25 protein-coding genes and 1 pseudogene are annotated in these 25096 nt (G+C 70.3%); 9 read left to right on the top strand and 17 right to left on the bottom strand.

All coding sequences use genetic code 11. The annotated features are described in order from the left end of the window. Window positions 1-432, top strand: a pseudogene (locus ACFWY5_RS52495) (SPFH/Band 7/PHB domain protein); the annotation flags it as partial. Between the two features lie 403 nt (window positions 433-835). On the opposite strand, the gene ACFWY5_RS52490 reads toward ACFWY5_RS52495, so the two are convergent. The 4 genes from ACFWY5_RS52490 to ACFWY5_RS52475 all read right to left on the bottom strand — a co-directional run bounded on the left by ACFWY5_RS52490 (window position 836) and on the right by ACFWY5_RS52475 (window position 2830). Further along, window positions 836-1171, bottom strand: a complete 336-nt coding sequence (locus tag ACFWY5_RS52490) for a hypothetical protein (protein WP_379639546.1) — start codon at window positions 1169-1171, stop codon at window positions 836-838. Between the two features lie 62 nt (window positions 1172-1233). Next, window positions 1234-2040, bottom strand: coding sequence for a helix-turn-helix domain-containing protein (locus ACFWY5_RS52485; protein ID WP_379639545.1), 807 nt, complete (start codon window positions 2038-2040; stop codon window positions 1234-1236). A gap of 51 nt (window positions 2041-2091) precedes the next feature. Then, entirely contained in the window at window positions 2092-2598 is a 507-nt protein-coding gene (locus tag ACFWY5_RS52480) for a DUF6879 family protein (protein ID WP_379639544.1), read from the bottom strand. Beyond that, a complete protein-coding gene (locus ACFWY5_RS52475; RefSeq protein WP_379639543.1) occupies window positions 2591-2830 on the bottom strand; it encodes a hypothetical protein in 240 nt (79 codons plus the stop codon). The genes ACFWY5_RS52480 and ACFWY5_RS52475 overlap by 8 nt, the downstream gene beginning before the upstream one ends. Before the next feature lie 186 nt (window positions 2831-3016). On the opposite strand from ACFWY5_RS52475, the gene ACFWY5_RS52470 reads away from it, so the two are divergent. Then, complete coding sequence (locus ACFWY5_RS52470; RefSeq protein WP_379639542.1) at window positions 3017-3448, top strand: ASCH domain-containing protein; 432 nt, start codon at window positions 3017-3019, stop codon at window positions 3446-3448. Here ACFWY5_RS52470 and ACFWY5_RS52465 read toward each other — a convergent pair. From ACFWY5_RS52465 to ACFWY5_RS52420, 10 genes are all read right to left on the bottom strand, one after another. Then, complete coding sequence (locus ACFWY5_RS52465) at window positions 3408-4175, bottom strand: siderophore-interacting protein (protein WP_379639541.1); 768 nt, start codon at window positions 4173-4175, stop codon at window positions 3408-3410. The two genes, ACFWY5_RS52470 and ACFWY5_RS52465, sit on opposite strands and share 41 nt — an antisense overlap. Window positions 4176-4210: 35 nt before the next feature. Then, window positions 4211-4822, bottom strand: a complete 612-nt coding sequence (locus ACFWY5_RS52460; RefSeq protein ID WP_379618346.1) for a TetR/AcrR family transcriptional regulator C-terminal domain-containing protein — start codon at window positions 4820-4822, stop codon at window positions 4211-4213. Window positions 4823-4987: 165 nt separating this feature from the next. After that, window positions 4988-5581 (bottom strand): hypothetical protein, encoded by a 594-nt coding sequence (locus ACFWY5_RS52455; RefSeq protein WP_379639540.1) that lies wholly within the window; start codon window positions 5579-5581, stop codon window positions 4988-4990. Beyond that, a complete protein-coding gene (locus ACFWY5_RS52450) occupies window positions 5578-6165 on the bottom strand; it encodes an RNA polymerase sigma factor (protein ID WP_379639539.1) in 588 nt (195 codons plus the stop codon). Before ACFWY5_RS52450 ends, ACFWY5_RS52455 begins: the two co-directional genes overlap by 4 nt. A 44-nt stretch (window positions 6166-6209) precedes the next feature. Continuing rightward, on the bottom strand, window positions 6210-6986 hold the full coding sequence (locus tag ACFWY5_RS52445; RefSeq protein ID WP_379639538.1) for an endonuclease/exonuclease/phosphatase family protein: 777 nt from the start codon (window positions 6984-6986) through the stop codon (window positions 6210-6212). Then, entirely contained in the window at window positions 6977-8875 is a 1899-nt protein-coding gene (locus tag ACFWY5_RS52440) for a hypothetical protein (protein WP_379639537.1), read from the bottom strand. Before ACFWY5_RS52440 ends, ACFWY5_RS52445 begins: the two co-directional genes overlap by 10 nt. Continuing rightward, on the bottom strand, window positions 8872-10041 hold the full coding sequence (locus ACFWY5_RS52435; protein ID WP_379639536.1) for a Gfo/Idh/MocA family protein: 1170 nt from the start codon (window positions 10039-10041) through the stop codon (window positions 8872-8874). Before ACFWY5_RS52435 ends, ACFWY5_RS52440 begins: the two co-directional genes overlap by 4 nt. Further along, window positions 10042-11253 (bottom strand): glycoside hydrolase family 20 protein, encoded by a 1212-nt coding sequence (locus tag ACFWY5_RS52430; protein ID WP_379639535.1) that lies wholly within the window; start codon window positions 11251-11253, stop codon window positions 10042-10044. Next, complete coding sequence (locus ACFWY5_RS52425) at window positions 11250-12413, bottom strand: Gfo/Idh/MocA family protein (protein WP_379639534.1); 1164 nt, start codon at window positions 12411-12413, stop codon at window positions 11250-11252. The genes ACFWY5_RS52430 and ACFWY5_RS52425 overlap by 4 nt, the downstream gene beginning before the upstream one ends. Window positions 12414-12553: 140 nt before the next feature. Further along, the gene (locus ACFWY5_RS52420; protein WP_379618330.1) at window positions 12554-13696 is read right to left on the bottom strand and encodes an ROK family transcriptional regulator; all 1143 of its coding nucleotides are present in this window, start codon (window positions 13694-13696) and stop codon (window positions 12554-12556) included. Between the two features lie 583 nt (window positions 13697-14279). Between ACFWY5_RS52420 and tdh the strand changes: the two genes are divergently transcribed. From tdh to ACFWY5_RS52385, 7 genes are all read left to right on the top strand, one after another. Then, window positions 14280-15305, top strand: a complete 1026-nt coding sequence (tdh, locus tag ACFWY5_RS52415) for an L-threonine 3-dehydrogenase (protein ID WP_379639533.1) — start codon at window positions 14280-14282, stop codon at window positions 15303-15305. Between the two features lie 33 nt (window positions 15306-15338). Continuing rightward, window positions 15339-16511, top strand: a complete 1173-nt coding sequence (locus tag ACFWY5_RS52410) for a glycine C-acetyltransferase (protein ID WP_379639532.1) — start codon at window positions 15339-15341, stop codon at window positions 16509-16511. Window positions 16512-16528: 17 nt separating this feature from the next. Beyond that, entirely contained in the window at window positions 16529-17434 is a 906-nt protein-coding gene (locus ACFWY5_RS52405; RefSeq protein WP_379639531.1) for a LysR family transcriptional regulator, read from the top strand. A gap of 63 nt (window positions 17435-17497) precedes the next feature. Next, the gene (locus ACFWY5_RS52400) at window positions 17498-18049 is read left to right on the top strand and encodes an RNA polymerase sigma factor (RefSeq protein WP_379618322.1); all 552 of its coding nucleotides are present in this window, start codon (window positions 17498-17500) and stop codon (window positions 18047-18049) included. After that, on the top strand, window positions 18046-18888 hold the full coding sequence (locus tag ACFWY5_RS52395; protein ID WP_379639530.1) for a hypothetical protein: 843 nt from the start codon (window positions 18046-18048) through the stop codon (window positions 18886-18888). The genes ACFWY5_RS52400 and ACFWY5_RS52395 overlap by 4 nt, the downstream gene beginning before the upstream one ends. A 79-nt stretch (window positions 18889-18967) precedes the next feature. Beyond that, window positions 18968-19558, top strand: coding sequence for a TetR/AcrR family transcriptional regulator (locus ACFWY5_RS52390; RefSeq protein ID WP_379618318.1), 591 nt, complete (start codon window positions 18968-18970; stop codon window positions 19556-19558). A gap of 68 nt (window positions 19559-19626) precedes the next feature. Further along, window positions 19627-20835 carry a cytochrome P450 gene (locus ACFWY5_RS52385; protein ID WP_379618316.1) on the top strand — a complete coding sequence of 403 codons (1209 nt, stop codon included), beginning with the start codon at window positions 19627-19629 and terminating at the stop codon, window positions 20833-20835. A gap of 260 nt (window positions 20836-21095) precedes the next feature. Here ACFWY5_RS52385 and ACFWY5_RS52380 read toward each other — a convergent pair whose 3' ends face one another. The 3 genes from ACFWY5_RS52380 to ACFWY5_RS52370 are packed head-to-tail and all read right to left on the bottom strand — an operon-like array spanning window position 21096 to window position 25084. Then, window positions 21096-22703 carry a GTPase gene (locus ACFWY5_RS52380; protein ID WP_379618314.1) on the bottom strand — a complete coding sequence of 536 codons (1608 nt, stop codon included), beginning with the start codon at window positions 22701-22703 and terminating at the stop codon, window positions 21096-21098. Next, window positions 22700-24418: an ABC transporter gene (locus ACFWY5_RS52375; protein ID WP_379639529.1), complete on the bottom strand. Its 1719-nt coding sequence runs from the start codon at window positions 24416-24418 to the stop codon at window positions 22700-22702. The genes ACFWY5_RS52380 and ACFWY5_RS52375 overlap by 4 nt, the downstream gene beginning before the upstream one ends. 9 nt (window positions 24419-24427) lie before the next feature. Further along, window positions 24428-25084, bottom strand: a complete 657-nt coding sequence (locus ACFWY5_RS52370; RefSeq protein WP_184972393.1) for a response regulator transcription factor — start codon at window positions 25082-25084, stop codon at window positions 24428-24430. Window positions 25085-25096: the final 12 nt, after the last annotated feature.

Below are 25096 nucleotides of genomic sequence, written 5' to 3'. Positions count from 1 at the left end.
GGCCAGCGCACCGCCGCCATCCTCGAAGCCGAAGGCCAGTCCCGCGCCATCGACCAGGTCTTCCAGGCCGTCCACCGCAACGACCCCGACCCCAAACTGCTCGCCTACCAGTACCTCCAGGTGCTGCCGCAGCTCGCCCAGGGCGAGGGCAACACCTTCTGGGTCATCCCCAGCGAGGTGACCTCCGCGCTGCAGGGCGTGTCCAAGGCGTTCACCGAAGCCCTGCCCCGCTCGGCCGCCACCCGAGACGAGATCACGGACGCGTCGGCGGCTGATGAGGAGGTGGCCAAGGCATCAGAGGCGGCAGCCGAAGCCGTCGCCTCGGCACAGGAGGCGGAGAAGCCTGGGCTGCCCCGGCAGTTGGGCGCGGCCGTACCGGAACCATCCCCCTTCCCCAACCTCGAAAAAGACCCCCAGCCGCGCAACCCCTGAAAGCAAGGAGCTCCGCTACGCTCCGCGCGTGCTTCCAGTCGGGCCGGGGCCCGACCCCTGTCGGGCCTCGCTCCGCTCGGGCTGTCTTACTTGAGATCCCACCCCTTGCCCAGCTGGATGGTCAGCCAGTTGGAGCCCACCCGACACGCTCGGGCCGTCCTTCCTGGGCCCGCCCGTTGCCCGGTTAGGTGGTTGGCCAGGCGGAGCCCACCCCGCAGTTGCCCAGTTGGGTGCTTGAACAGGTGGGCTCCCATCCGTTGCCCATGCGGGTGGTTGGGCAGTTGGAGCCCACCCGTTACCCATGTAGGTGCTGGGGCAGTTGGAGCCCACCCTCAACCCCGTTGGCCCAGGTGGGCTCCATCAGCGGCCGGTGGCACGTCGAACAACCCGTTCCGGGGGTTGGCTAGCCGTCCTGGTCCGGAAGGATCAGCCGATGAGGGATGGCATCACCCGGGAATGACACCAGGAACGCCCCCGACCGCGTCTCCACTGTCACTTCGGCGACCTTGCGGCCGTCCTCGACGTACACCATCAACTCCGGCGCCATCCGCCGAGGCACGCCGTCCCCGGCCCGCCCGTCCTTCCAGGCAAGACTGAGGCTGATCCGGGAAACCCACCGCGTACTCAGACCAAGAGCAGCAAGAAGTCCCTGAACCTTGGCCAAGGCGATCTCGTAGCGCTCGACGACATGATCCGGGACAACCTCCGCGCTCGTCGCCGGTGCCTGCGTGTGGGCCATGTCTCGACGCTAGGAGTGGCCACGATCCAGGCTCAACGAACCTGTACGAACTTGCACGTGTTTCAGCGCAGAACCTCCAAGGCGTTGGCGATCAAGACCCGCGCGGCCGCTCCATGGACAGCAGCGCCGGCCAACTCGTTGAAGGCCTTCTCGTAGAGGTGGATCTCGCGTGGCTGTGTGATGTTGACGGCGGCGCCGACGAGCTCGACCACGACCATTTGGTCGCCGTAGATGGAGAAGGTCTCAGTCGGCCGGTAAGCGCTGCGGACGGCTCCCAACGGGACGATCCCGAGCGACAAGGGTGCGCGCCGCGTGCATGCCAGAAGATGTTGAAGCTGCTGCCTGATCACATCGTTGTCGGCGAAGCGGTCGCGAAGGACCGTCTCCTCGATCACCATCGCGCAACGCCTGGAGCTGCCCTTCAACAACTTCTGCCTGGCCAGGCGGGCCTTGACCGCCTCGTCGATGTCGGTGGCGGCGCCCTCGTGAAAGGAGTTGAAGCCCTCCATGAGGGCCCGCATGTACGCCGCCGTCTGGACCGGCCACGGCAGGACGTGGTTGGAGTAGATGCGGTACAGGTTCGTACCTTCATAGACGTCAAGCCGCAGCTTCTGCATCCGAGTCTGGCTGCGCTGGACTCGACGCCATTCCATGTAGGCGGATTCGGCGTTACGGCTGGCCGCGATGAGGTTGGGAATCTCCTCCGGCACCCCGCAGATCGTGCACCAGGTGCGTATGTCCTCGTCAGATGGCGGGGTACGGGCGTGGACGATGCGTGAGCATTTGGTCTCGTCCCAGCCGGCTTGCCGGGCCAGTGCCCGAGCTGTCAGGCCGGAGTCGCGCAGGATCTCCCTAAGACGGTCGGCCATAGCCTGGCGTGCCTGCTGGGCGCTGGAAGAGGGCGAAGTTCCCACGAGCGGCTAGGCGGGCTTGTACTCCGCGTGGTCCGTTGACCGTTTCCAGACCGCCTCAAACGCGGCAGCGCACAGCTTCACCGCTGACGGATCGGTGTCCAGCTCGTGGCCGGTGGGATCGCCGTCGCCGCTCTGGTAGACCCAGCAGACCAAGTTGTCGTCGAACTGCCAGAAGTCGCAGGCCGGTACGGCGATGTCTCGCGCCTTGGGGCGTGGCAGCCAGCGAACCCGCTCGCCTCCGTCCAGGTTGGAGAAGGGGGTGACCGCGTGCTCGTACCGGATGTAATCACTCACCGGTTCGGAGATCACCCGGGCGCGGCGGAAGGTCAACCCCCGCTCGACGTGCTCCTGGATCAGGCGCGTCCATGGGCGGAAGTAGGAGTCCAGCTTGGAGATCTCCTCCACCGAGGCGCCCTCCAACCAGGCCTGGTATCCGAGGCTTCCGGTGCCGTAGGTGTCGCGCAGTTCCAGGTGAGTGACCGAATGCGTCGTCTTCGCGAAGAGCTCAGCCAAAGTGTGGATCATGGCCACCACATGCCTCCCAAAGCGCCTTCTTCAGCTCGGCCGGTACGCGAAATGCCCGTTCGAAGTCCTCGATATGACTCACTTCACGGATCTTCGCGAGTACCTCTGGACCGTCCTCCGGCCGCCCCACGATAACGAGGCTTCCGTCCTCGTCGTCCACGTGCACCGACGGACAACTGCTGTTGTCGCTGCCTGCTTTGCCGTAGAACCTAAGCGCCATGGGAGACTCCCCGCGTTCGGAGTGTGTACGAACTTGCGCACATGTGAGCCTGAACGCGGCGGACCAACGCGTCAACCCCTCCGCACGGTCAGCTTCACCTATGCCGTGCGGTCATGTGAGGATGGAGCTGCTGCTCCGCCCAAGCACTTCTATCGCTCCTACACCACCGCCGAACTGGACAGGATCATGACCGCACGCCCTGCGGCGAAGACGGGCGTGCGCGCCCGCGAGATGAACCTCTACCGCCGTTACTTCGACCTGGTCGCCGACGGCTCCAAGACCGTCGAAGTGCGGGTGCAGTACCCCAACCTGCGCACCCTCAAGGCCGGCGACCATATCCGGTTCGTGTGCGGCCGCGACGACGCCCTCACCCGCGTCATACGCGTCGCCCGCTACACCAGCTTCGAGGAGATGCTTGACGCCGAGGGGCCTGAGCAGGTGAACCCGACCAGCCCTCGCGAGCAGCAGCTGGCCGACATCCGCCGCATCTACGGCCCCGAGAAGGAAGCCCTCGGTGTCCTCGCCATCGAGATCGAGCTCATCGAAGCTTCGGGTTCGTCCAGGGGCGGAGGGTGGGTCAGCCGGGGCTTGGGCGGCCGTGGCGCCAGTAGCCGATGAAGGCGATGTCCCTTTTCTCGACGTGGCGATCGTTGACCAGGTGGCGGCGTACGCCGGTGGCCAGTTTCGACTCGCCGGCTATCCAGGAGTAACAAGGCTTGCCCAGGTCGGGGGAATCCTTGATGGCCTCCAGAACCAGGGTGCCGGGGACTGTGGGGGCGCCGTCGCGGGACAGCCAGGTCACGTGTACGCCCGCCGGGCACACGATCGTGCCGCGGATGTCGGCGGACTGCGGGACCTCCAGGAACACGTGACCGGTGAGGTCGGCGGGAGCCGTACTCAGGATGGAGAGGATCGCGGGCAGGGCGCTCTCGTCGCCCACCAGCAGTTGGCGGTCGGCGCCGTCGGGTGGGAGATAGGTGTAGCCCTCGTCGAGGATGCCGGCCGGGTCGCCGGGGCGGGCGCGGGCGGCCCAGGCGGAGGCGGGGCCGTCGTCGCCGTGGAGGGCGAACTCTATGTCCAGTTCCTGGTGGTCCGGGCGGTGGTCGCGGACGGTGTAGGTGCGTACCCACGGGCGGCGGGAGGTGGGCTGCAGCAGTGTTTCCGGCATCCAGGCGTCGTTGCGGAAGGTGGGCAGCCACAGGTCGTCCTGGCCTTCGCGCGGGAAGAAGAGGCGTACGCCGTGGTCGCGGCCGGGGCTGGTGAAGCCGGCGAGGGCCGGGCCGGCGAAGGTCAGGCGGTTGAATGACGGGCTCAGCCGGACGTTGGCACGGACTTCGAGGGGCATGGTGCGCCGTCCTCGGGCTCGCTTGAGCTTGGGGATCATCTCCGGGCCTCGGCCAGGCGGAGGCGTACACCGTCGAGGAAGAGCTCCAGGCCGTACGCGAAACGTTCCTCGGGGTCGGCGGTGATCATGCCTTCGACGGCGCGGCGCAGTTCGGTGTCGGCCAGTTCGCTTCCGCGTCGCTCCCAGTCGCCGGCCTCGCGCTGGGCCTGCTCCTCGATGGTGTGGCCGAGCACGTAGTACATGGCGGTGAAGATCACCCACCCGGCCCGGTCGAGCGGGAAGCCGGCGTCGGTGAGGATGCGCATGGCCTGGTTGCCGCCGCGCACGGTGTTCGGCTCGGTCACGTACGTACCCGCGACCACGCGGGCGCCGTCGCGGTGGGCGAGCATGGCGCGGCGCAGGCGGTGGGCGATCTCCGCGAGCTGGGCGTCCCAGGGGCCGGGGGCGAGCGGGGTCTCGGTCACGGTGCCGATGATCCGGTCGGCCATGGCGCCGAGCAGGGCCTCTTTGTTCTTGAAGTGCCAGTAGATGCCGCCGGCCTGGACTCCCAGCCGCGCGCCCAGTTTGCGCATGGTCAGGCCGTCCAGGCCGTCGGTGTCGAGCAGGGCCAGCGCCCCGGTCACGACGTCCGCACGCTTCAGTTGCATGCGGGGAGTGTGGCACGGAACCTGAACACCGTTCAATCCTGAACGCCGTTCAAGTGAGCAGGATCACGCTGACCGGGTGACGGGCTCCCCAATGCTCCGAGGGCCGCGTGAGGTCTCGGAAGCGGGTGAGGGTGCTGGGCCGGCGGGCCTGGGGAGTGGCCGAGATCAGTCGACTTCGAGGGGGGCGCCGTCGCTGTCGACCAGTTCGCAGGGGGCCACGGGGCCGTTGGAGATGCCCGCCCAGATGCCGGCCACCACGTAGCGGTCCTCCTTGCCCACCGCGAACATCAGCACGCCGGTCTGGCCGGGACCGATCTTGGCGAGGTCGAGCTGGTAGCCGGGGTCGTCGCTCATGTCCACGGTGGGCGGGAAGACGGTGAGCTTGGACTGCTCCCGCGGCACCCAGCTGTCGCTGCGCTTCTTCGGGCTGCACTGCTTGCCCTGCGGCACGAAGTCGACCACCACGTCGTAGCCCATGCCCTGGAGGTTGGCCTCCAGGCCCTTGGGGTCCTTGGCCTCGTTGATGGTGACGGTGAGGGTGCCGTCGGGGTTCTTCTCCACGGCGTGGGCGGGGGCGCCGCCGCCCAGGACCAGCGGGAGGGCCACGGCGGCCGCGGCGGCCACGCCCAGCACCGGGGCCAGGATCATCGGGCGCAACAGGTTGCGGCGCGGCCGGGTCTGGATCTCTGCCATCACGAACTCCTTCAGGTCACGGTGACGGCCGCCGGGAAGGTCGCGCTCCTCCGGGAAGACGTTCATGGGGTGCTCTCCTTGACGGACCGGACCGCGGTGCCGCGGTCACCTCTTACCTGTCGGCGGGTGGCGGCGAGTTCCAATTTCTTGCGGGCCCGGGACAGGCGGGAGCGGACCGTGCCCACGGGGACGCCGAGCGCCTCGGCCGCCTCCGCGTAGTCGAGGTCCGCGCCCACACACAGGGCGAGGACGTCCTGCTCGTGTTCGCGCAGCCGTACGAAGGCTTCGCGCACGTCGACCAGGTGCTGGGCGTCGGCAACCCGGTCGATCAGCTCGTCGGCGAAGTCGGGGACGGCCTCGGGCCTGGGCATTCTGGCCAGCGCGTCCCGGTGTCTTCGAGCGGAACGCCGCAGGTTGCGGGCCACGTTGGTGGCCACGCCCAGGAGCCAGGGACGCAGAGAACCGCCTTCCGGTTCGATCCGGCCCCGCAGCCGCCAGGCTTCCAGGAACGTCAGCGACACCACGTCCTCGGCGGCCGACCAGTCACCGGTCAGCCGGTAGGCGTGGTTGTAGACGGCCTTGGCGAACTCGTCGAACAGGTCGCCGAAGGCCTGCTGGTCTCCGTCCCGGATCCGGGCACGCGTCGTCACATCCACACCCTGTACTGTCCGCGGGTGCCCGGGGGTTCCAGGGTTCAGGGATGGAAGTCGGTGACCAGGGCGGCATGGTCGGAGTAGAACGGGCCCGGTGGGTGGTGGGGCAGGCGTTCGGTGATGATCCTGGAGTCGGCGACCTTGAGGCCCTTGGCGAAGATGTAGTCGATGCGCTCGGGGATGCGCACGTGGGCGCGGTCGGGCTGGGTGCTCCAGGTGTGGCCGGGGTCCTGGGAGACGGCGCGGAAGGTGTCGGTGTATCCGGCGTCGACCAGGATCTGGGTGGTGCGCAGGTGGGGCCAGTCGGCGGCGGGCAGGACGTTGAGGTCACCGGCCAGCACCACCGGGGACGGGTCGCCGTCCAGCAGGCGGGGCAGTTCCTCGCCGGCGATCCGGCTGAGCTCGGACAACTGCACCTGCTCCGCCTGCCGGATCGCCTCGGGAGAAGCGCCGGAGGCGATCACGTCACCCAGCCAGGGCTCGGAGAAGTTGAGCCACGTGATGAAGACATTGACCTCAACCCCGCCGGACAAACCAGGCAGGGCAACGCGGATGCCGCCGAAGCGGAAGTCGTCGAACGATGGCGGGAACACGTGCGTCACCGGCAACCGGCTGAAGATCCAGAGGTTGTCGCGGTCCCTGGCGGTGATCCGGGTTCCGGTGTAGCCGGGCAGACCGTGGAGGATCGTCTCGGCGGCGCCGTACGTCTCGATGGAGCAGAAGACGTCAGGGGCGACGGCGGCGACCTGCTCCACGATGAGGGGCAGGTCGGCGCGGCCGCCGTCCCAGATGTTCCACGACAGGACCCTCAACGCCACTCCAGCAGCACATATCCCCGGTGCGGGACGTCGGCCTCGACGTGGACGCGGCCCTCGGCGCGACGCACGGGGACGGGCGCGGGTTCGGCGAGCGGGGCCAGGAGCGTCGCGGTGACATCCCGGTCGAGGTCGGCGACGGGGCGGGCGGGGTCGGCCGAGCCGTTGGCGATCGCCAGGCGCCAGCCCGTGCCGGTTCTGGCCAGGTGTGGCAGCAGGTGCGGGCCGCCGGTGACCAGGGGAAGCTTCGCGTCCAGGTAGTGGAGGGCGCGGTGGGCGAGTGACCGGCCGTCGTCGCAGCGGCCGAGCGACTCGGGGGTACAGGCGGCCAGGGTGACGACGCGGCCGCCCAGGCGGTTGGTGAAGGCGACGCGGCCGTCACCCCAGTGTTCGCCGCGCGGGGTGAGGATCTCGGTCCAGGTCTCGGCTCCGGGCAGGGCCGCGAGCCGCGCGACGGCCGGCTGTACGTTCACGCTGAGCAACTGCCCACTGTCCAGAACCCGCTCCATGCTGAACGGCTGCCGCGCCGGCGCGTCCCGCTCGGCCACCTCCTCCACGCGCGCCCCGAGCAGTTCCCCGAACCCGCGCTCGGCCAGCACGAGCGCCGCGTGCCCGTCGAGCAGCAGCCCGCCGGACAGCAACCTCTCCACCTCGCCGTCGGGCACACCCCAGGCGACCTTGCCGAACACGGCGTTGACCGCGCCCACCCCGGCCTGGACGGGCACCCCGTAGGGCAGCAGGTACTCGGCCGCCCGCAGCGGGTCGGCCCGCAGGCCGTCGAGCCCGCCGTCGCCCCACACGTGGGCGGCGGTGTCGGGCCACCACGGCACCCCCACCCCATGCACCGAAATATCCGGACTGAACGCCCGGTCCACGGCCGGGCGCGACCGCGACAACATCCGGCCCACCCGCGGATAACGCTGCGGGTCACCGGTCACGAACGGATGCACGTCCAGCAGCAACCCGCCCGCACCGGACAGCCGGGCCGTCACCATCTCCGACCACGTCTGGGTGTCGGACTTGGTCCACTCGGTGTGCGGCCAGTTCTCGATCTCCGGAGCCACCTCCACCCCGGCCGGGCGCAGCCCCCGCTGCAGCTCCAGCATCGCGATCGAGTACGACAGCCGCCGCCCCGGCGCGTCCCCGTAGGGCGCGAAGTGCGGCCGGTGCACCTCGACCCGGTCGAAGAACGCCGCCCAGTCCCGGCCCTCGACCGAGGCCACGCCCAGCCCGGAGCTCATCAGCCCGAGCTTGGCCCGGCCGGCCACGGCCTGCCGTACCAGATCGAGGACTTCGAGCTGCGCCTCGCACCAGGTGCGCTGCAGCAGCGCCCGCCAGGGGTGCGGCGGGCCGGTGGCGGTGATCGCGGCGACCAGCTCCTCGCGGGCCGGCTTGTCGCCCGCGAGCAGCGCGAACCGCTCCAGCATCTCGGGCTCGAAGCCGCCGCCCCAGGTCAGCGGGGCGTGGTTGTGGAAGCGGAAGTCGTCCTCCAGCCAGAGCACGCGGAAGCCCAGCCGGGAGAAACGCCCGTAGTGCCCGGCCAGCCAGTCGCGCCAGACCGGGCAGGCGAACGAGGCGGTCGCCGTCGCCGCCTCGCCCAGCGGGGAGACCATGGGCGCGAAGCCGAGGTCCTGCGTGCGGCCGCGGTCGGCGTGGCCGACGGTGACCCACGGGTTCAGGCTCGCGCCGATCCCGTGCGCGTCCAGCACGTCCTTCACCTCGGCCACGTGCTCGAACCACAGGTCCTCGCCGACGCCGACCGGGTGCCCGGCGTGCAGTTCCTCGGAACCGTAGATGAGCACGACCTCCTCGATCCCGTGCTCGGCGCAGTACGCCGCCAGCCTGGCCGGATCCCGGCCTGGCAGCACCTGGTAGCGGAGGTGGTAGGTCATGACTGCCCGCGGTCGAAGTAGGCCACCAGCTCGGGGTCGAGCGCCGGGATGTCGTACGGCATGCCGCCGTCGCGCAGCGACCTCGTGGCCATGTACCCCGCGGCGACGCTCATCCGGGCGGCCACCGGCGAGGTGTCGGTCACGCCGCCCTCACGGACGAATCTGCAGAACTCACCGATGATGCCCGGGTCGGCGCCGCCGTGCGAGCCCTTGGCCTCGGGGATCTTGTAGGTGATGTCGGCGTCGGCCCGGTACTCGCTCGGGCCGGTGTTCCACACCTTGACCTCGTCGCCGGGGCCGTCGCCGAAGTTCTCCAGGCGGCCCTCGGTGCCGATCACCGTGTAGTTGCGGAAGTAGTCCGGCGAGAAGTGGCACTGCTGGTAGGCGGCGATGACGCCGTTGTCCAGGCGCATGTTCATCACGGACACATCCTCCACGTCGACGACGTGGTTGAGATCGCGGCGCGTTGTAGGCGGCCAGTCGAACTCCTTCAGCCACCCCTCCGGCCTGGGCGTGTCCGGGGCGCGGCGGGGCAGGTCGCCGTAGACCATGAGGTCGCCGAAGGCGTTGACGCGGCTGGTGTAGCCGCCGGCCAGCCAGTGGATGACGTCCAGGTCGTGCGCGGCCTTCTGCAGCAGCAGGCCGGTGGTCTGACGGCGGTCGGCGTGCCAGTCCTTGAAGTAGTAGTCGCCGCCGTAGGAGACGAAGTGCCGCACCCAGACGGCCTTCGGCTCGCCGATCACGCCCTTCTGGATGATCTCCCGCATCAGCCGGACCACGCCCATGTGGCGCATGTTGTGCCCGACGTACAGCCGCGTACCGGTCCTGCGGGCGGTCTCCAGGATGTTGTCGCAGCCCTCGACCGTGATGTGCATCGGCTTCTCAAGGTAGACGGCCTTGCCCGCCTCCAGGCAGTCGACGGCCAGCCGCTCGTGGGTGTCGTCCGGGGTCGCCAGGATGATCGCGTCGATGTCGTCGCGTTCCAGCAGGTCGCGGTAGTCCTCGGCGAGGAAGTCGGCCTCGAACCGCTTCGACTGGCGCTTGAGGACGGCCGGGTCGATGTCGCACAGCGCGCTCACCACCGACCCCTTGCCCGGCCGGTGCGCGGCCAGGTGCAGACTCGTCCGGAGACCGAGACCAACGGCTCCGATGCGCAGGTCTTCCACTTAGATCCCTTCTCGCGGGTACGGCGAGCCGTTCCACATCTTGCTGGCGAGGATGGCGAACGTGGGCCGGATCAGCCGGTCCACGTCCTGCTCGGTGTAGTCGAGTTCGGTCATGTCGTTCCACACCGCCGACATGGCGCCGCGCAGCAGCGGATGCCGGGGTTCGACGGACTTGCCGCCCGGGAAGACGTGCGGCTGCCACTCGCGGGCCAGGAACTCCGCGTCCAGCCCGTCCGGGTGGTAGTAGCCGGCCTTCGGGACGACGTAGAGCGTCTCGTCGTTGGTGTTGATGAACGGGTAGCCGTCCCTGATCGCCTCGACCGGGTCGTACCAGGAGTTGGCCCAGGTGTTGATCGTCACGTCCCGGTCGTAGCCCTCGGCGTCGCCGGTCATCCGGGTGAAGCTGCCCCAGGCGCGGGCCTGCTTGCCGTGTGACCTGACGTGGGCGGCCATGGCGTTGAAGTAGTCGCGGAACAGCCCGGGGTCGGCGAAGTACTCGTCGGCGCCGAAGTGCACCGCCGGACCGCGGAACCACGGGACGAACTCGTCGAACAGCTCCATCATGAACGCGGTCGTCTCCGGCCTGGACAGGTCCAGGTGGTCGCCTTCGCCCAGTCCGGGGCGGAAGCGGGTGAAGGCCAGCGAGTGCGCGGGGCCGTCGATCTCCGGGATCAGCCGGACGCCGTTGGCCGCGGCGACGTCCTCGAAGGAGTCCCAGTCGGCCCGCGTGTACACGCCGTCGGCCGCCGACAGGCCGGGGAAGCGGGCGCTGGCCAGGCGGAACGCGGCCTGGACGCCGTCCCAGCCGCCGCCTTCCCTCTTGAAGCCGTTGTCGTTGAGGTGGAGCTGCAGCTCGTTGAGCCTGAGCTCGCCCATGTGCCCGATCAGGTCGCGGATGTAGCCGGGGGTGAAGAAGCGGCGGCCGACGTCGAGCATGAAGCCGCGTACCTCGTAGTCGGGCCAGTCCACGGCCACGCCCACCGGCAGCTCGCCGTCCCGGGCCAGTGCTTGTTCGGCGGTGCGGGAGCCGTACAGGAGACCGGTCTTCGACGGCGCCTCCACGACGGCGGCGGCGCGCGTGATCGTGAGGCGGTAACCCTCCTCGGCGAAGCGCGGGCCGCCCTCGTCGTCGCTCAGGCCGGGGACGAGCACCGTGCGGATCTCCGCGGGCCGGCAGACGCCCTCGCCCGCCAGCCAGCGCCGGACGTTCACCGCTCCACCTGGCCGCGGTCGAAGTAGGCCACCAGCTCGGGGTCCAGGGCCGGGATGTCGTACGGCACGCCGCCGTCACGCAGCGACATCGTGGCCATGTACCCCGCTGCCACGCTCATCCGCGCGGCCACCGGCGAGGTGTCGGTCACCCCGCCCTCACGCACGAACCCGCGGAACTCGCTAACGATCCGCTCGTCGGAACCACCGTGTGAGCCCTTGGTCTCGGGCACCTTGTACGTGATGTCACCTTCAGCGCGATACCCGGTGGGACCGTGGTTCCACACCTTGACGTGACCACCGTCGTTCTCCAGACGGCCTTCTGTGCCGATGACCGTGTAGCTGCGGTTGTAGTCGGGCGTGAAGTGGCACTGCTGGTAGGCGGCGATGACGCCGTTGTCCAGGCGCATGTTCATGACCGAGAGGTCCTCGACGTCCACGACCGGGTTGAGGTCCTTGCGCGCGGCCGGCGGCCAGTCGAACTCCTTCAGCCACCCCTCCGGCCTGGGCGTGTCCGGGGCGCGGCGGGGCAGGTCGCCGTAGACCATGAGGTCGCCGAAGGCGTTGACCCTGGTCGTGTAGCCGCCGGCCAGCCAGTGGATGACGTCCAGGTCGTGCGCGGCCTTCTGCAGCAGCAGGCCGGTCGTCCTGGACCGCTCGGCGTGCCAGTCCTTGAAGAAGTAGTCGCCGCCGTAGGAGACGAAGTGCCGCACCCAGACGGTCTTGGGGGCGCCGATGTCACCCCTCTGGATGATCTCCCGCATCAGCCGCACGACGCCCATGTGCCGCATGTTGTGGCCCATGTAGAGGCGCGTACCGGTCCTGCGCGCGGTCTCCAGGATGTTGTCGCAGCCCTCGACCGTGATGTGCATCGGCTTCTCGAGGTAGACGGCCTTGCCCGCCTCCAGGCAGTCGACGGCCAGCCGCTCGTGGGTGTCGTCCGGGGTCACGACGAGGACGGCGTCGATGTCGTCGCGTTCCAGCAGGTCGCGGTGGTCCTCGGTGAGGTACGGCGAGCCGAACCGCTCCTCGGCCTTCTTCAGCGCGGCAGGGTCGGAGTCACAGAGGGCGGCGACCACCGAACCACGGCCCGGCCGGTGCGCGGCCACCGCGAGGCTGAGCCGCAGCCCGAGGCCGATGACCCCGATGCGTAGATCTTCCACGTGCCGTCCCTTCAGGCTCCTTGACCAGTCCTGAAGGTTAGCGAGGATTTATGAAAGAATCTATAGAAAATCAGGCAGAAATTCCGGCGTAAGCGACACCAGGGCCGTGAACGACCCTGGAGATAAGCAACTCGACAGCGTTAAAGCCCTACGGAGAAGAGGGTTCTGTCGGCGTGGTTGAGCGCCAGCCGTACCGCGCCCACCACGATCGACTCGCGGCCCAGCTCGGAGGCGACCACCTTGGGCGGGTAGAGGCAGACCCGGTCGAGATAGGCCTGGATCGGGCCGACCAGCAGCTCACGGCCCCGCGCGAGCGCGCCGCCGATCACCACCATCTCGGGGTCGAGCGGGTTGACGATCGTGACCAGCCCCTCGCCCAGCTTCAGCGCGAACTGCTCCACCGCCTCCACCGCCGCGGGCTCCCCCGACCTGGCGCGCTCGAACGCGAACTCCGCCATGTCGCTCGGCGCCCTCAGCTCGCCCGGCTCGGCGGCCATCGCGTAGGCGATCACGCTCCCGAACGCCGACCAGTTGCCGTTCGGCTGCTCGCCCAGCTCGCCCGACGCCGCATGGGCGCCCCGGTACGGCACGCCGTCGATGAGCAGCCCGAGCGCCAGCCTGTTGCCGGTGAACAGGTAGACCACGTCCCGGCACTCCTGCGCCACACCCCGCCAGTGCTCGGCCAGGACGGCCAGGCGCATGTCGTTCTCCACCAGAAGCGGCGCGGACAGGGCCTTGCGCAGCTCCGCCTGCAGTTCGAGACCGGTCCAGTCGCGCAGCCTGACGCTCTTGACCACGCGCCCCTCACCGTCGACCACACCCGTGGTCCCGACCCCGACCGCCGCCAGATCCCCGGCCGTCAGCCCGAGATCGGCCGCGCTCTCCTCCACCAGCTTGACGACGGCGGCCATGCGCTCGCCCGCGTCCACCTCGCGCGGCACCCCGGCCGAGCGCGAACCGACCACGTTCCCCTTGAGGTCTGCGGTCATGGCCCGGATCGTGGAGCCGCCGATCCCGATCCCCACCACATGCCTGGCCGCCGCCCGGAACCGATAGCGCCGCGCCGGTCGCCCTCGCTGCCGGTCGCCCAGCTCTTCCTCGCACTCCTCCGCCCAGCCTTCGGCCAGGAGTTCCTCCACGATCGCCTCGGCCGTCGGCCTGGACACCTTCGCCGCCTTGGCCAGCTCGGTGAGCGTGACGTCGTCGCCGGCCCGCAGGATCCGCAGGATCGCCGCCGAGTTGAGCCTGCGCAGAAGGGAGGCGTCGCCGCTCTGCTGTACCACCTGACCTCCACCCTTCTGGTTGAACGAACAGTCTACTTAGCCAACCTTGTTACGTAATCACAACCCGGCACCACCACCCCAACCGTTTGTTGTCAACCCCACTCACCTCCGCTCCCCTGGCCACCCCGCACCCTCGACCCACCGACTCCGGCACTGCCAGCACCCGGAAGACCACCGGGCGACCGGCACCGCTTGCCCCGGCGCGGGAAGACCACGGTGTGGCCCACCCGTGAGGGAAGACCGCGGAGCGTCCGGCACCGGAGACCCGCCACCGCCTTGCCCGGCAGCGGCGTCGCCGGGCGGGTGAACACGTGGCGACACCCCCGGAGCCCCCTTGGGCCGGCGGCGAGCCTGTGGGGCGGTCTGCCCAGGGGCCGCGGCTTCCGGGGGCTCCCCGCTGAGGGCCTTGGGGTGGTGGGTGAGGGGCGACACGCCAGGGATCGCTGAGGGGGTGGGGTGGGGGAATGGGGGGTCTGGCAGGGGCGTGAAGGTTCTCTGTTGGGGGAGTTAAGGAAACCTCGATGGACATGCCCGAAGCCCGCCGGGCACAGTGCGTAAGGTTCAGACGAGGGGGTTGGTTGCCATGAAGGCGCTGGTCAAGGAGCGGCCCGAAGAGGGGCTGTGGCTTAGGGACGTGCCGGAGCCGACGGTGGGGCCGGGTGAGGTGCTGATCAAGGTGCTGCGTACCGGCATCTGCGGCACCGACCTGCATATCCGGAAATATGATGACTGGGCCAGGCACACCCTTGATCTGCCGCTCATCGTGGGGCACGAGTTCAGCGGGACCGTGGTCGAGGTCGCGGCCGGGGTCGAGGACATCAAGGTCGGGGATCTGGTCAGCGGCGAGGGACACCTCGTGTGCGGGAAGTGCCGCAACTGCATGGCCGGGCGCCGCCACCTGTGCCGCAACACGATCGGGCTGGGGGTCAACCGCGACGGCGCCTTCGCCGAGTACGTGTCGATCCCGGCCTCCAACGTCTGGGTGCACCGGGTGCCGGTCGATCCCGACATCGCGGCCATCTTCGATCCGTTCGGCAACGCCGTACACACGGCGCTGTCCTTTCCGCTCGTCGGCGAGGATGTGCTGATCACCGGCGCCGGGCCCATCGGGCTCATGGCCGCCGCGGTCGCCACGCACGTCGGCGCGCGCAACGTCGTGATCACCGACGTCAGCCCGGAACGGCTTGATCTGGCGGGGAAGCTCGGGGTGACGCTCGCGCTCGACGTCGCGCGGACGCCCATCGCCGACGGGATGAAGCAGTTGGGGATGCGGGAAGGGTTCGACGTCGGGCTGGAGATGTCCGGCAACCCGCGGGCCATGCGGGAGATGATCGCCACGATGACCCACGGCGGGAAGATCGCGATGCTGGGGCTTCCGGCGGAGGAGTTCGCGATCGACTGGTCCACGGTGGTGACGTCGATGCTCACCATCAAGGGCATCTACGGCCGCGAGATGTTCGAGACCTGGTACAACATGTCGGTCCTGCTGGAGAAGGGCCTCGACCTCTCCCCCGTGATCACCGACCGCTTCGGCTACCGCGACTTCGACGCCGCCTTCGACACCGCCGCCAGTGGCCGTACCGGCAAGGTCATTCTCGACTGGGAGTGAACGCCGCCCGCCGTACCAGATCTTGGAGGTTTGATGTTTTCCACCGTCCGCGACCAGCTCCGTGAGACGCTCGACGAGATCACCGAGACCGGGCTGCACAAGCCCGAGCGGGTGATCAGCACCCCGCAGAACTCCCACGTACGCGTGGGCGAGGCCGAGGTCCTGAACTTCTGTGCCAACAACTACCTCGGCCTGGCCGACAATCCCGAGGTCGTCGCGGCGGCGCGGGAGGCGCTGGAGCGGTGGGGGTTCGGGATGGCGTCGGTGCGGTTCATCTGCGGGACGCAGGAGGTGCACAAGGAGCTGGAATCCCGCCTGTCGGACTTCCTGGGCATGGAGGACACGGTCCTCTACAGCTCGTGTTTCGACGCCAACGGCGGTGTGTTCGAGACGCTGCTCGACGCGCAGGACGCGGTGATCTCCGACGCGCTGAACCACGCGAGCATCATCGACGGCATCCGGCTGTCGAAGGCCAGGCGCCTGCGCTACGCCAACCGGGACATGGGCGAGCTGGAGTCGCGGCTCAAGGAGGCCTCGGACGCGCGGCGGCGGCTGATCGTCACCGACGGCGTGTTCTCCATGGACGGATATCTCGCGCCGTTGCAGGAGATCTGTGATCTGGCGGACCGGTATGACGCGATGGTCATGGTCGACGACTCGCACGCCGTCGGCTTCGTCGGCCCCACCGGCCGCGGTACGCCGGAGCTGCACGGCGTCACCGACCGGGTCGACATCATCACCGGCACGCTGGGCAAGGCGCTCGGCGGCGCCAGCGGCGGCTACGTCGCGGCCCGCAAGGAGATCTGCGAGCTGCTGCGGCAGCGGTCGCGGCCGTACCTGTTCTCCAACTCGCTGGCGCCGGTCATCGCCGCCGCGTCCCTGCGCATCCTCGACCTGCTGGAGACCTCCAACGACGCCCGCGACCAGCTACGCGCCAACACCGCGCGCTTCCGTGAGCGGATGACCGAGGCCGGGTTCGACATCCTGCCCGGCGACCACCCCATCGCGCCGGTCATGATCGGCGACGCGGCCGAGGCGGGAGCCATGGCCGAGCGGCTGCTGGAGCTGGGCATCTACGTGATCGGCTTCTCCTACCCTGTGGTGCCGCACGGGCAGGCGCGCATCCGCGTCCAGCTCTCGGCGGCCCATTCCACCGAGGACGTCGACCGCGCCGTCGACGCGTTCATCACGGCACGCAACGGATAGACCCTATGCTCGGCCGCGTGATAGAGACGCGGCGCCTGCGCACGCTCCGCGCGGTGGCCGACCACGGTACGGTCACCGCCGCGGCGGCGGCGCTCCACCTCACGCCGTCGGCGGTGTCCCAGCAGCTCGGCGCGCTGGAGCACGAGGTCGGGCACCGGCTGTTCATCCGCGACGGCCGCGGCGTACGGCTCACCGCGGTCGGCCGCATCATGCTGGCCCACGCCAACGAGGTCCTGGCCCAGCTCGAACGCGCGGAAGCCGAGGTGGCCGCCTACACGACCGGCGCGGCCGGAGAGGTCACCGTGGCCTCGTTCGCCACCGCGATCGCCGCCCTCCTGGCCCCCGCCGTACGCACGCTGCGCGCGACCTCACCCGGCCTGGACGTGCGCGTACGCGACGCGGAAGGCGACCACAGCCTCACCATGCTCCTGGACGGCGAAGCGGACCTGGCCATCGCCGTCGAGTACCGGGGCGCACCGGCCGACCAGCGCCTGACCCGCGTCCCCCTGTACGCCGAGCCGTTCGACCTGGTCCTGCCCACGAGCCACCCCCTGGCGACGTCGGGCGGCGTCGCGCTGGCCGAGCTGGCGGCCGAGAGCTGGATCGGCCCTTACCCGGGCAACCCGGTGCACGACGTCATCGCCGTGGCCTGCGAGCAGGCCGGGTTCACCCCGGACTTCGCCCACTCCTCCGACGACTTCCGCGCGGTGGTGGCGCTGGTGGGGGCGGGTTCCGGGGTGGCGCTGGTGCCCCGGCTGGCGCTGCGGGACCTGGATCTCACCGGCGTGGTGGTGCGGGAGGCGCCGGGCCCGGAGCGCCGCGTGTTCGCCGCGGTCAGGAGGGGCGCGGAGCACCATCCGCTCCTGCGTCCCCTGCTGATCACCCTGGACGCCACCGCCACCGATCTCTTCCCGCACACCTGAAACAAGCCCACAAAGGCGGACATCTACCGATACGTAAGCTCCCCTATCGGAAGGACCCGCTCTGTGGGACCACCCGAGCCTCGCCGACGCTTCGAGGCCCTCTATCTCACCCATTACCCCGCCGTGGCCGCCTATGTGACCCGGCGTACCGCATCTCCCGACGACGCCGCCGACGTGATCTCCGAGACGTTCACGACGGCCTGGCGCCGCATCGACGACATCCCCTCCGGTGACGAGGCCCGATGGTGGCTGTACGGCACCGCCCGCCGCATCCTCGCCAACCACCACCGCGCCGAGTCCCGGCGCGAAGCCCTCGGCCTGCGCCTGCGCGCCGAGCTGGCCGTCTGGGCCGAGTCCCGCCCCGACCAGGCGCCCGACGTGGCCGCCGAGGCGTTCGCCCAGTTGTCGGAGCCGGACAGGGAACTGCTGTCCCTGGTCGGCTGGGAGGGCCTGACCAGCGCCGAGATCGCCAAGGTCGTCGGCGCCTCGCGCGGAGCCGTACGCCTGCGGCTGCATCGCGCCCGCAAGCGGCTGGCCGCCGCACTCGCGCAGGCCGACCTCGACCTCACCCGGTACGGCCCGCGCGCCGTAGCACTCGCGAAGGAGAGCCTGTGAGCACCGACATCGACCAGATCGTCACCCGGCTCGCCCCACCGGCAGGACCGGGCCTGACCGAGGGCGCGCACGACCTGATGAACGAGATCATGACCCTGTCCGCCGCCCCGGCGAAGTCCCGGGTGAGCAGGAAGCGGATCGTGCTGCCCGGGATCGCCACGGTGGCGGCCGGTGCGCTGGCCGCGGCCTGGTTCCTGGGCCCGGCGGCCCAGCCCGCCGCCGCCCTCGACATCCGGCGCGAAGGCGACCACTACGTGATCGAGGTCAAGGACCTGTACGCCGATCCGGGCAAGTACGAGGAGCAGTTGCGGGCGGCCGGGCTGAACATCTCGCTCCGGGTCATCCCGTCCTCCCCGGGAGGCGTGGGCCGGATCTTCCCCACCGCGAAGGACGGCCCCGAGCCGCGCTACCTGACCGAGTTCGAGCAGATCCAGGGCACCGGCGAGTGCCGCAAGGTCGACGGCTGCCCGATCGGCATCAAGATCCCGGTGAGCTACCGCGGCGCCGCCGACGTCACCCTGAGCCGCGAGGCCCGTCCCGGTGAGCCTGTCATGAGCAGCGGCAGCTTCGACGAACCCGACGAGCCGATGAACTGCGTGCCGTACCTGAACAAGACCGTGGCCGAGGTACGCGAACTGCTCGCCCAGCGCGGCTGGAGCGTCGGCGCCTACCAGGTCCCGACCGGCGAGGAGGAGCCGGATGAGCGCGCTTCGGTGCCCGACGGCTGGTACGTCACCGGCGGTTACGTGACCCATGGCGGCAGGGTGGACCTTTTCACGGACTCCGAGCCGATGCCGCAGGAAGAGGCGGACGCCAGGCTGGTCCGACAGGAATGCTGAGAGCTTGACTAGCCCGACAAGTCATGAAATATAGGGAAGGAGATATATATCGGAACCCCGATATACTGGAGGTGTCGGCGTGGCGACCCAGGATCAGCGGCGGGCCGAGACCCGTACCCGGCTGATCGACGCCGCCGCCGACCTCTTCGCCAGAAAGGGGTTCCACGCCGTCTCCGCCGAAGCGGTGGCCGAAGCCGCCGACCGGACCACCGGCGCCCTCTACAACCACTTCGGCGGCAAGGAAGGCCTCCTGCTCGCCCTGCTGGAGGTGTGGAAGAACCAGACCGCGGCCGACCTGCTCGCCGGATTCGAGGAGATCACCGAACTCGACGACCGGCTGGCCGCCCTCTTCGACGTCCTCACCCGTGACGAACCGGATCGCGGTGCGGCATGGCTCCTTCTCGAACTGGAGCTGTGGCTGCACGGCGCGCGCGATCCCCACATCGGCGAACCGCTGGCCAGGCGCTACGCCGACATCCGTGCCCGACTAGCCGAGGGGCTGTCCGACTGGGCGGCGGCCGCGGGCGTACCACTCAGGCGATCCCCTGAGCAGACCGCCGTGGCCGTGCTCGGGTTACTGATCGGTTGCGCGGTACAGCACCGCCTCGACCCGCCCGCCGTGGAGCGGGCGGCCGTGGTGCTCGCCCTGCGCGACCTGCTCGGCTTCTGACCCCCTCATCCGGTACGGCACCGCCGTACCGGAAACCAGGCCCCGAACCCGCGCCACAAGGGAGCCCGATGCGCATCGACCTGCTCGAGAACACCTGGGAACGCCACGTCCCCCACGACCAGTTCGCCTACCTGCGCCGCAACGCGCCCGTCTACTGGCACGACGTCCCCGGCGACACCGGCTTCTGGGCGGTCACCCGCTACCACGACGTGAAGGCCATCAGCCGCGACGCCAAGACGTGGTCCACCGAACTGGGCACCACGTTCATCAGGACGCAGACGCCCGAGTTCATCGAGATCGCCAAGCTGACCCTGCTCAACATGGACCCGCCGAAGCAGACCCGCTACCGGCGGCTGGTCAGCGCCGGGTTCACGCCGAAGATGATCGGCAAGCTGGCCGCGACCGTACAGGCGAGAGCCGAGCGGATCGCCGACGACGTGCTGGAACGCGGCGGCGAGGTCGAGTTCGTCACCGACGTCGCCGAGTATCTGCCGCTGCGGATGATCTGCGACCTCATCGGCGTCCCGGAGAGCGACCACCACCTGATCTTCGACTGGTCGAACCGCATGGTCGGCTTCCAGGACCCCGACTTCCGCACCAGCCCGGAGGACGGCGAGATCGCCGCGGCCGAGATCTTCGCCTACTGCGACGCCCTCGTGGACGAGCGCCGCACCAGGCCACGCGAGGACATCCTGACCGCGCTGGTCCAGGCCGAGGTGGACGGCGACCGGCTGACCAGGGAGGAGATCGACTCCTTCTTCGTCATCCTCTGTGTCGCGGGCAACGAGACCACCCGCAACCTCATCTCCCACGCCATGAAGGCCCTCATCGACCACCCCGCCGCCTACCGCGAACTCTCCGCCGGACTCGGCGACGAGGCGTTGTGGCGCAGCGCGACCGAGGAGTTCCTGCGCTGGGGCTCGTCCATCCACAACTTCCGCCGCACCGCCACCGCCGACACCGAGATCTCCGGCCGGCCGATCCGGGAAGGCGAAAAGGTCGTCACCTTCTACGCCTCCGCCAACCACGACGAGGCCGTCTTCCCCGACGCCCACCTCCTCGACCTGCGGCGCACACCCAACGACCACGTGACGTTCGGCGGCGGCGGCCCCCACTTCTGCCTCGGCGCCAACCTGGCCAGGCTGCAGATCACCTGCATGATCCGCGAACTCGTCCGCCGCTTCCCGGCCGCGGCCCACACGGGCCCGGTGCGTCGGATGCGCTCGGACTTCATCAACGGCATCAAACACATGCCCATCGCCTTCACCCCCCGCTAACCACCTCGACCCCCGGGGAAAGCCACCCCGCCACAATGCCCGGCCCAGTCACACAACCAGCCGGAGACCCCGAGACCCCTGTCACCGACCCTGGGCGGACTCGTGACGCGGGTCTCGGGGGGCCGAGGCGAGCCGCCCGCATAGCCCAGGCCGGGGCACCGCGATCCCGCCTCAGGCCACGCCGCGCCACAGCCCGTCACGTGAGCCGGGTAGGGCCCGGTCACGTGGTCCGGGTGGGTGTCGTGTGCCGGGTGGGTGGCTTACTGGCGGGCTTGGGTCAGGGCGGTGGTGAAGGCGGTGTAGCGGTCGAGTTCGGTGATTACCGGGTCGAGGACGGCGGTCCTGGCCACCTCTCCCACCGCCGCGCGCAACGCCTTGGCGGTTCTGCGGGCCCGCCGCCGCCCGCCGATCCACGCCGCCACCCGGGACAACAACGCCACCAGCACCCCGGCCAGCGCGCCCCCCAGCAGGAGCACCGTAGGCCACGGCACCTCCAGCGCCGTGGGCGTCGGCGGCTCGGGCAGCCGCAGGTAGCCGAGCCCGAAGAGAACGCCCAGCCACAACGCCCCGGCCACCATCGCCGCGAACACCACCCACTGCACAAGGCCAACCGCCCGCCACCACCGAGGCCGCCGGGCGGCACTCAGCGATGTGGTGGAGACCGCCTTGTCCAGAGCGTCGGCCAGTTCCTCCGCCCGTGACCGCGCCGCCCGCCGCACCGAGGTGGCCCAAACCCCGGGCAACCCCTCGGCCGCGGCCTCGCCGACGTCCCTGATCGCCGTCTCCATCTGCGCCTTCTGCACACCAGAAGCCTCAGGCAGCGAAGTCTTCCCCACGATCTCGGCAGCGGCGGAAGACCCCCCGATCCGCAACCGGCGCAACGGGTCCGGCCGGAACCGCCGGACCCACCGGGTAACCGGCCACCCGGTCGCCACCACCGCCCGATGCCGATGCGCCTTCCCCACGGCGTCGACCACCAGCGGCACCCCGGCCGCGGTACTCAGCGCGCCGGTGAGCGCCTTGGACAACCCACCGGAAAGCCGCCCGGAAACCTCCACGACACCGGAGCCGCCGGCCACGGCCAGCGCGTCGGCGGCGGTGGCGACGTCGGCGGACAGGCGGCCGGCCCAGGAGAGCCGGGCCGCCACCTTCTCACCGAGCAACCCGCGGAGCTCGGGCAGCCCGGCCCCGGTGCGGGCGGACACCCCCAGCACCGGCACCCCGTCCAGACCGTCGTCAGCAAGGAGCCGCCGCAGGTCGGCGAGGCAGCGCGAGACGGCCGCGGGCGGTAGCCGGTCGATCTGGTTCAGGACCACGACCATCACCTCCCGATGCCTGGCCAGCGGCCTGAGGTAGCGCTCGTGCACCGCCGCGTCCGCGTACTTCTGCGGGTCCAGCACCCACACCAGCAGGTCGACCACCTCGACCAGCCGGTCCACCTCCAGCCGGTGACCGAGCTCGATGGAGTCGTGGTCGGGCAGATCGAGAAGGACGAGCCCGGCCAGCCCGGTGTCGGCGGCGACGGCGTGGCGGCGGGGGATCTCCAGCCAGTCGAGCAGCGGCCCGGCCCCGTCGCCGTCCCACAACGCGGCCTGGGCGGTGGAGGTGGTGGGGCGGGTGACGCCGACGGTGGCGAGTTCGGCGCCGGTCAGCTCGTTGAACAGCGACGACTTGCCGCTGCCCGTGGCTCCGGCGAGGGCGGCGACGGTGTGGTCGACGGACAGGCTCCGCCGTACGCCGGCCCGATGCGCGACCTCCCGGGCGGCGGCGACGACGTCGGCGGGCAGCCGTCCCCCGGCCAGGTCGGCCGCTTCCAGCAGGGCGTTGAGCCGATCGTCCAGGGACGGTCCGCGGCGCAGCAGTTTCACCCCTCCTCACCTCCGGCGGCGGGCAGGTCGTGGCGGTGGGCGGTGATGTCGGCGGCGGCGGTTCTGAGGGCGCCGGCCGTGTCGGGAGGGGGTTCGGCGTCGGCCAGGAGGCCGGTGAAACGCGCGGACTCGGCGTCGAGCAGGGCCTGGACGCGGTCGCGGAGGTCCTCCCTGGCCTTGGTGGTCAGGGTACGGACCGCCTGGTCACCGAAGATGGCCTCCAGCAGTTTCTGCGACAGTACGCTCGTCCCTCCCGCGATCCCCACCTCGATCCCGGTCAACCCTCCGGTGGAGGCGAACACCGCCAGCATCAGCAGCACCCCCGCCCCGTTGACGCCGAAGGAGGCGACCCGCGCGGTGGTCCGCTTGGCGGCGCCTTCCTGCCGCACCAGGTCGAGGACGTAGTCCTGCCAGCCGCGCACCGCCTTCTCCGCGGCGGCGCCCAGCGCGGAGGAGGCCCGTCCCAGCCTGGCGGCCTCGACCGCCCCGACCCGGTCGAGCAGGCCGGGGCCGCCGGGCGCCGCCGACCAGCCTTCGAGCGCCCGTTCCGCCGACCCGTCTGCGGCGCCCCTGATGAGCGCCTCGACGCCGCTCTCCAGGGCGTCGCGCAGCTGGATCGTGTGCGCCTTGCCGGTGAAGAAGCCGGCGATCCGGTCGCGCAGCCGGCCGACCCGGCTCTCCAGGGAGCGCATCAGGTCGCCGGTCCCGATGAAGTCCTGCCAGCGGGCCATCACCTCGCCGCGCAGCAGCGACCCGTCCCGCATGCCGGCGTCGAAGTCGGCCATGCCGCCCGCGTAGGCGGCGGTGACGATGGAGCGCAGGGCCGTGAAGCCCTCCTGCTGGCGTTCGACGGCGTCGGCGAGGGCCGGCACGCGGGCGGCCAGGCTGTCGAGCGCGCCGGAGAGCGTCTGGCGCACGATGCGGGAACGCTCGGCGGCGTCGGCGGCCAGTTCGGTGAGCCAGAAGACGATCGGGCGCACCGACTCCTGCGGCAGCCGGGCCTTCTCGTCGGGCAGTACGGCTTCCGGCACGGTGAAGAGCTTGGCCCCGGCGAGCCCGTTGACGTCGAGCAGGCGGGTCAGGTCGGCGGAGACCGCGGCCATGGCCTCGGGCGGGACCCGGTCGAGGACGACGGCGAGAGCCGTACTCCGGTCGCGGGCCGAGCGCAGGAAACTCCAGGGCACCTCGTCGGCGTAGCGGGCGGCGGTCGTGACGAAGAGCCAGAGGTCGGCGGCGGCGAGAAGCTGGGCGGCGAGCTGCCGGTTGGCGGTGACCACGGAGTCGATGTCGGGCGCGTCGAGCAGCGCGAGGCCGGGGACCAGCGTGTCCACCGTCACCACGCGCAGCGCGCCGGGGCTGTCGCCGGTGGCGCGGGAGAGTCCGGGCAGCACGTTCTGGCCCATGAACCAGGCGTGGTCGGCGGGGCTGACCGCGAGCGTGGGCACGAGCGTGGTCGGCCGCAGCACGCCGGGCTCGGCGACGTCGGCGCCGGCCAGGGAGTTGACCAGCGTGGACTTGCCCGCGCCCGTGGAGCCGCCGACGACGGTCAGCAGCGGCGCGTCGATCGACCGCAGCCGCGGCAGCAGGTAGTCGTCGAGCTGGCCGGTCAGCTCCTTGAGCGCGACCCGGTCGGCCGCCGCCTGCCCGATGGCGAGCGGGAAGAGCTCGCGGTCGAGCCGGCGGCGCAGTGACTCTAACGCGCTCACCAGTTCCATGAGGACACGCTAACCGGCCGACGGCTCCCTCAGCACGTAACCGACGCTGCGCAGCGTGTGGATGAGCCGCGGCTCGGTGTCATCCATCTTCCGCCGCAGGTAGGACACGTAGGACTCGACGACGCCGGTGTCGCCGCCGAAGTCGTAGCTCCACACGTGGTCGAGGATCTGTGCCTTGGACACGACCCGCCCGGCGTTGGACATGAAGTAGTGCAGCAGCTTGAACTCCGTGGGCGACAGGTGCACGCTCTGCCCGCCCCGCCACACCTCGCGGGTCTCCTCGTCGAGTTCGAGGTCGCCGACCTGCAGCCGCTTGGGCGGCGTGATCTCTCCCCTGGTACGGCGCAGCACCGCCCGGATCCTGGCCTGGACCTCTTCCAGCGAGAACGGCTTGGTCACGTAGTCGTCGCCCACGGCCAGCCCGGTGATCTTGTCGTCGGTGGCATCCCTGGCGGTCAGGAACAGCACGGGCGCCTCGATCCGCCGCGCCACCTCGAACCCGTCGAGGTCGGGCAGCATCACGTCCAGCACGACGAGGTCGGGCGAGGAGCGCTCGGCGATCTCGACGGCTTCCCTGCCGTCGGCGGCGGTCAGCACCTCGAACCCGGCGTAGCGCAGGCTCTCGGAGAGCAGATCCCTGATGCTGGGCTCGTCGTCCACCACCATGATCAGGGCCTC

The organism is Nonomuraea sp. NPDC059007 (genome assembly GCF_042740555.1).
Lineage (GTDB): Bacteria > Actinomycetota > Actinomycetes > Streptosporangiales > Streptosporangiaceae > Nonomuraea.
The sequence above is the reverse complement of the archived record's forward strand: the minus strand, read 5'-3'. Positions and strand labels throughout refer to the sequence as shown.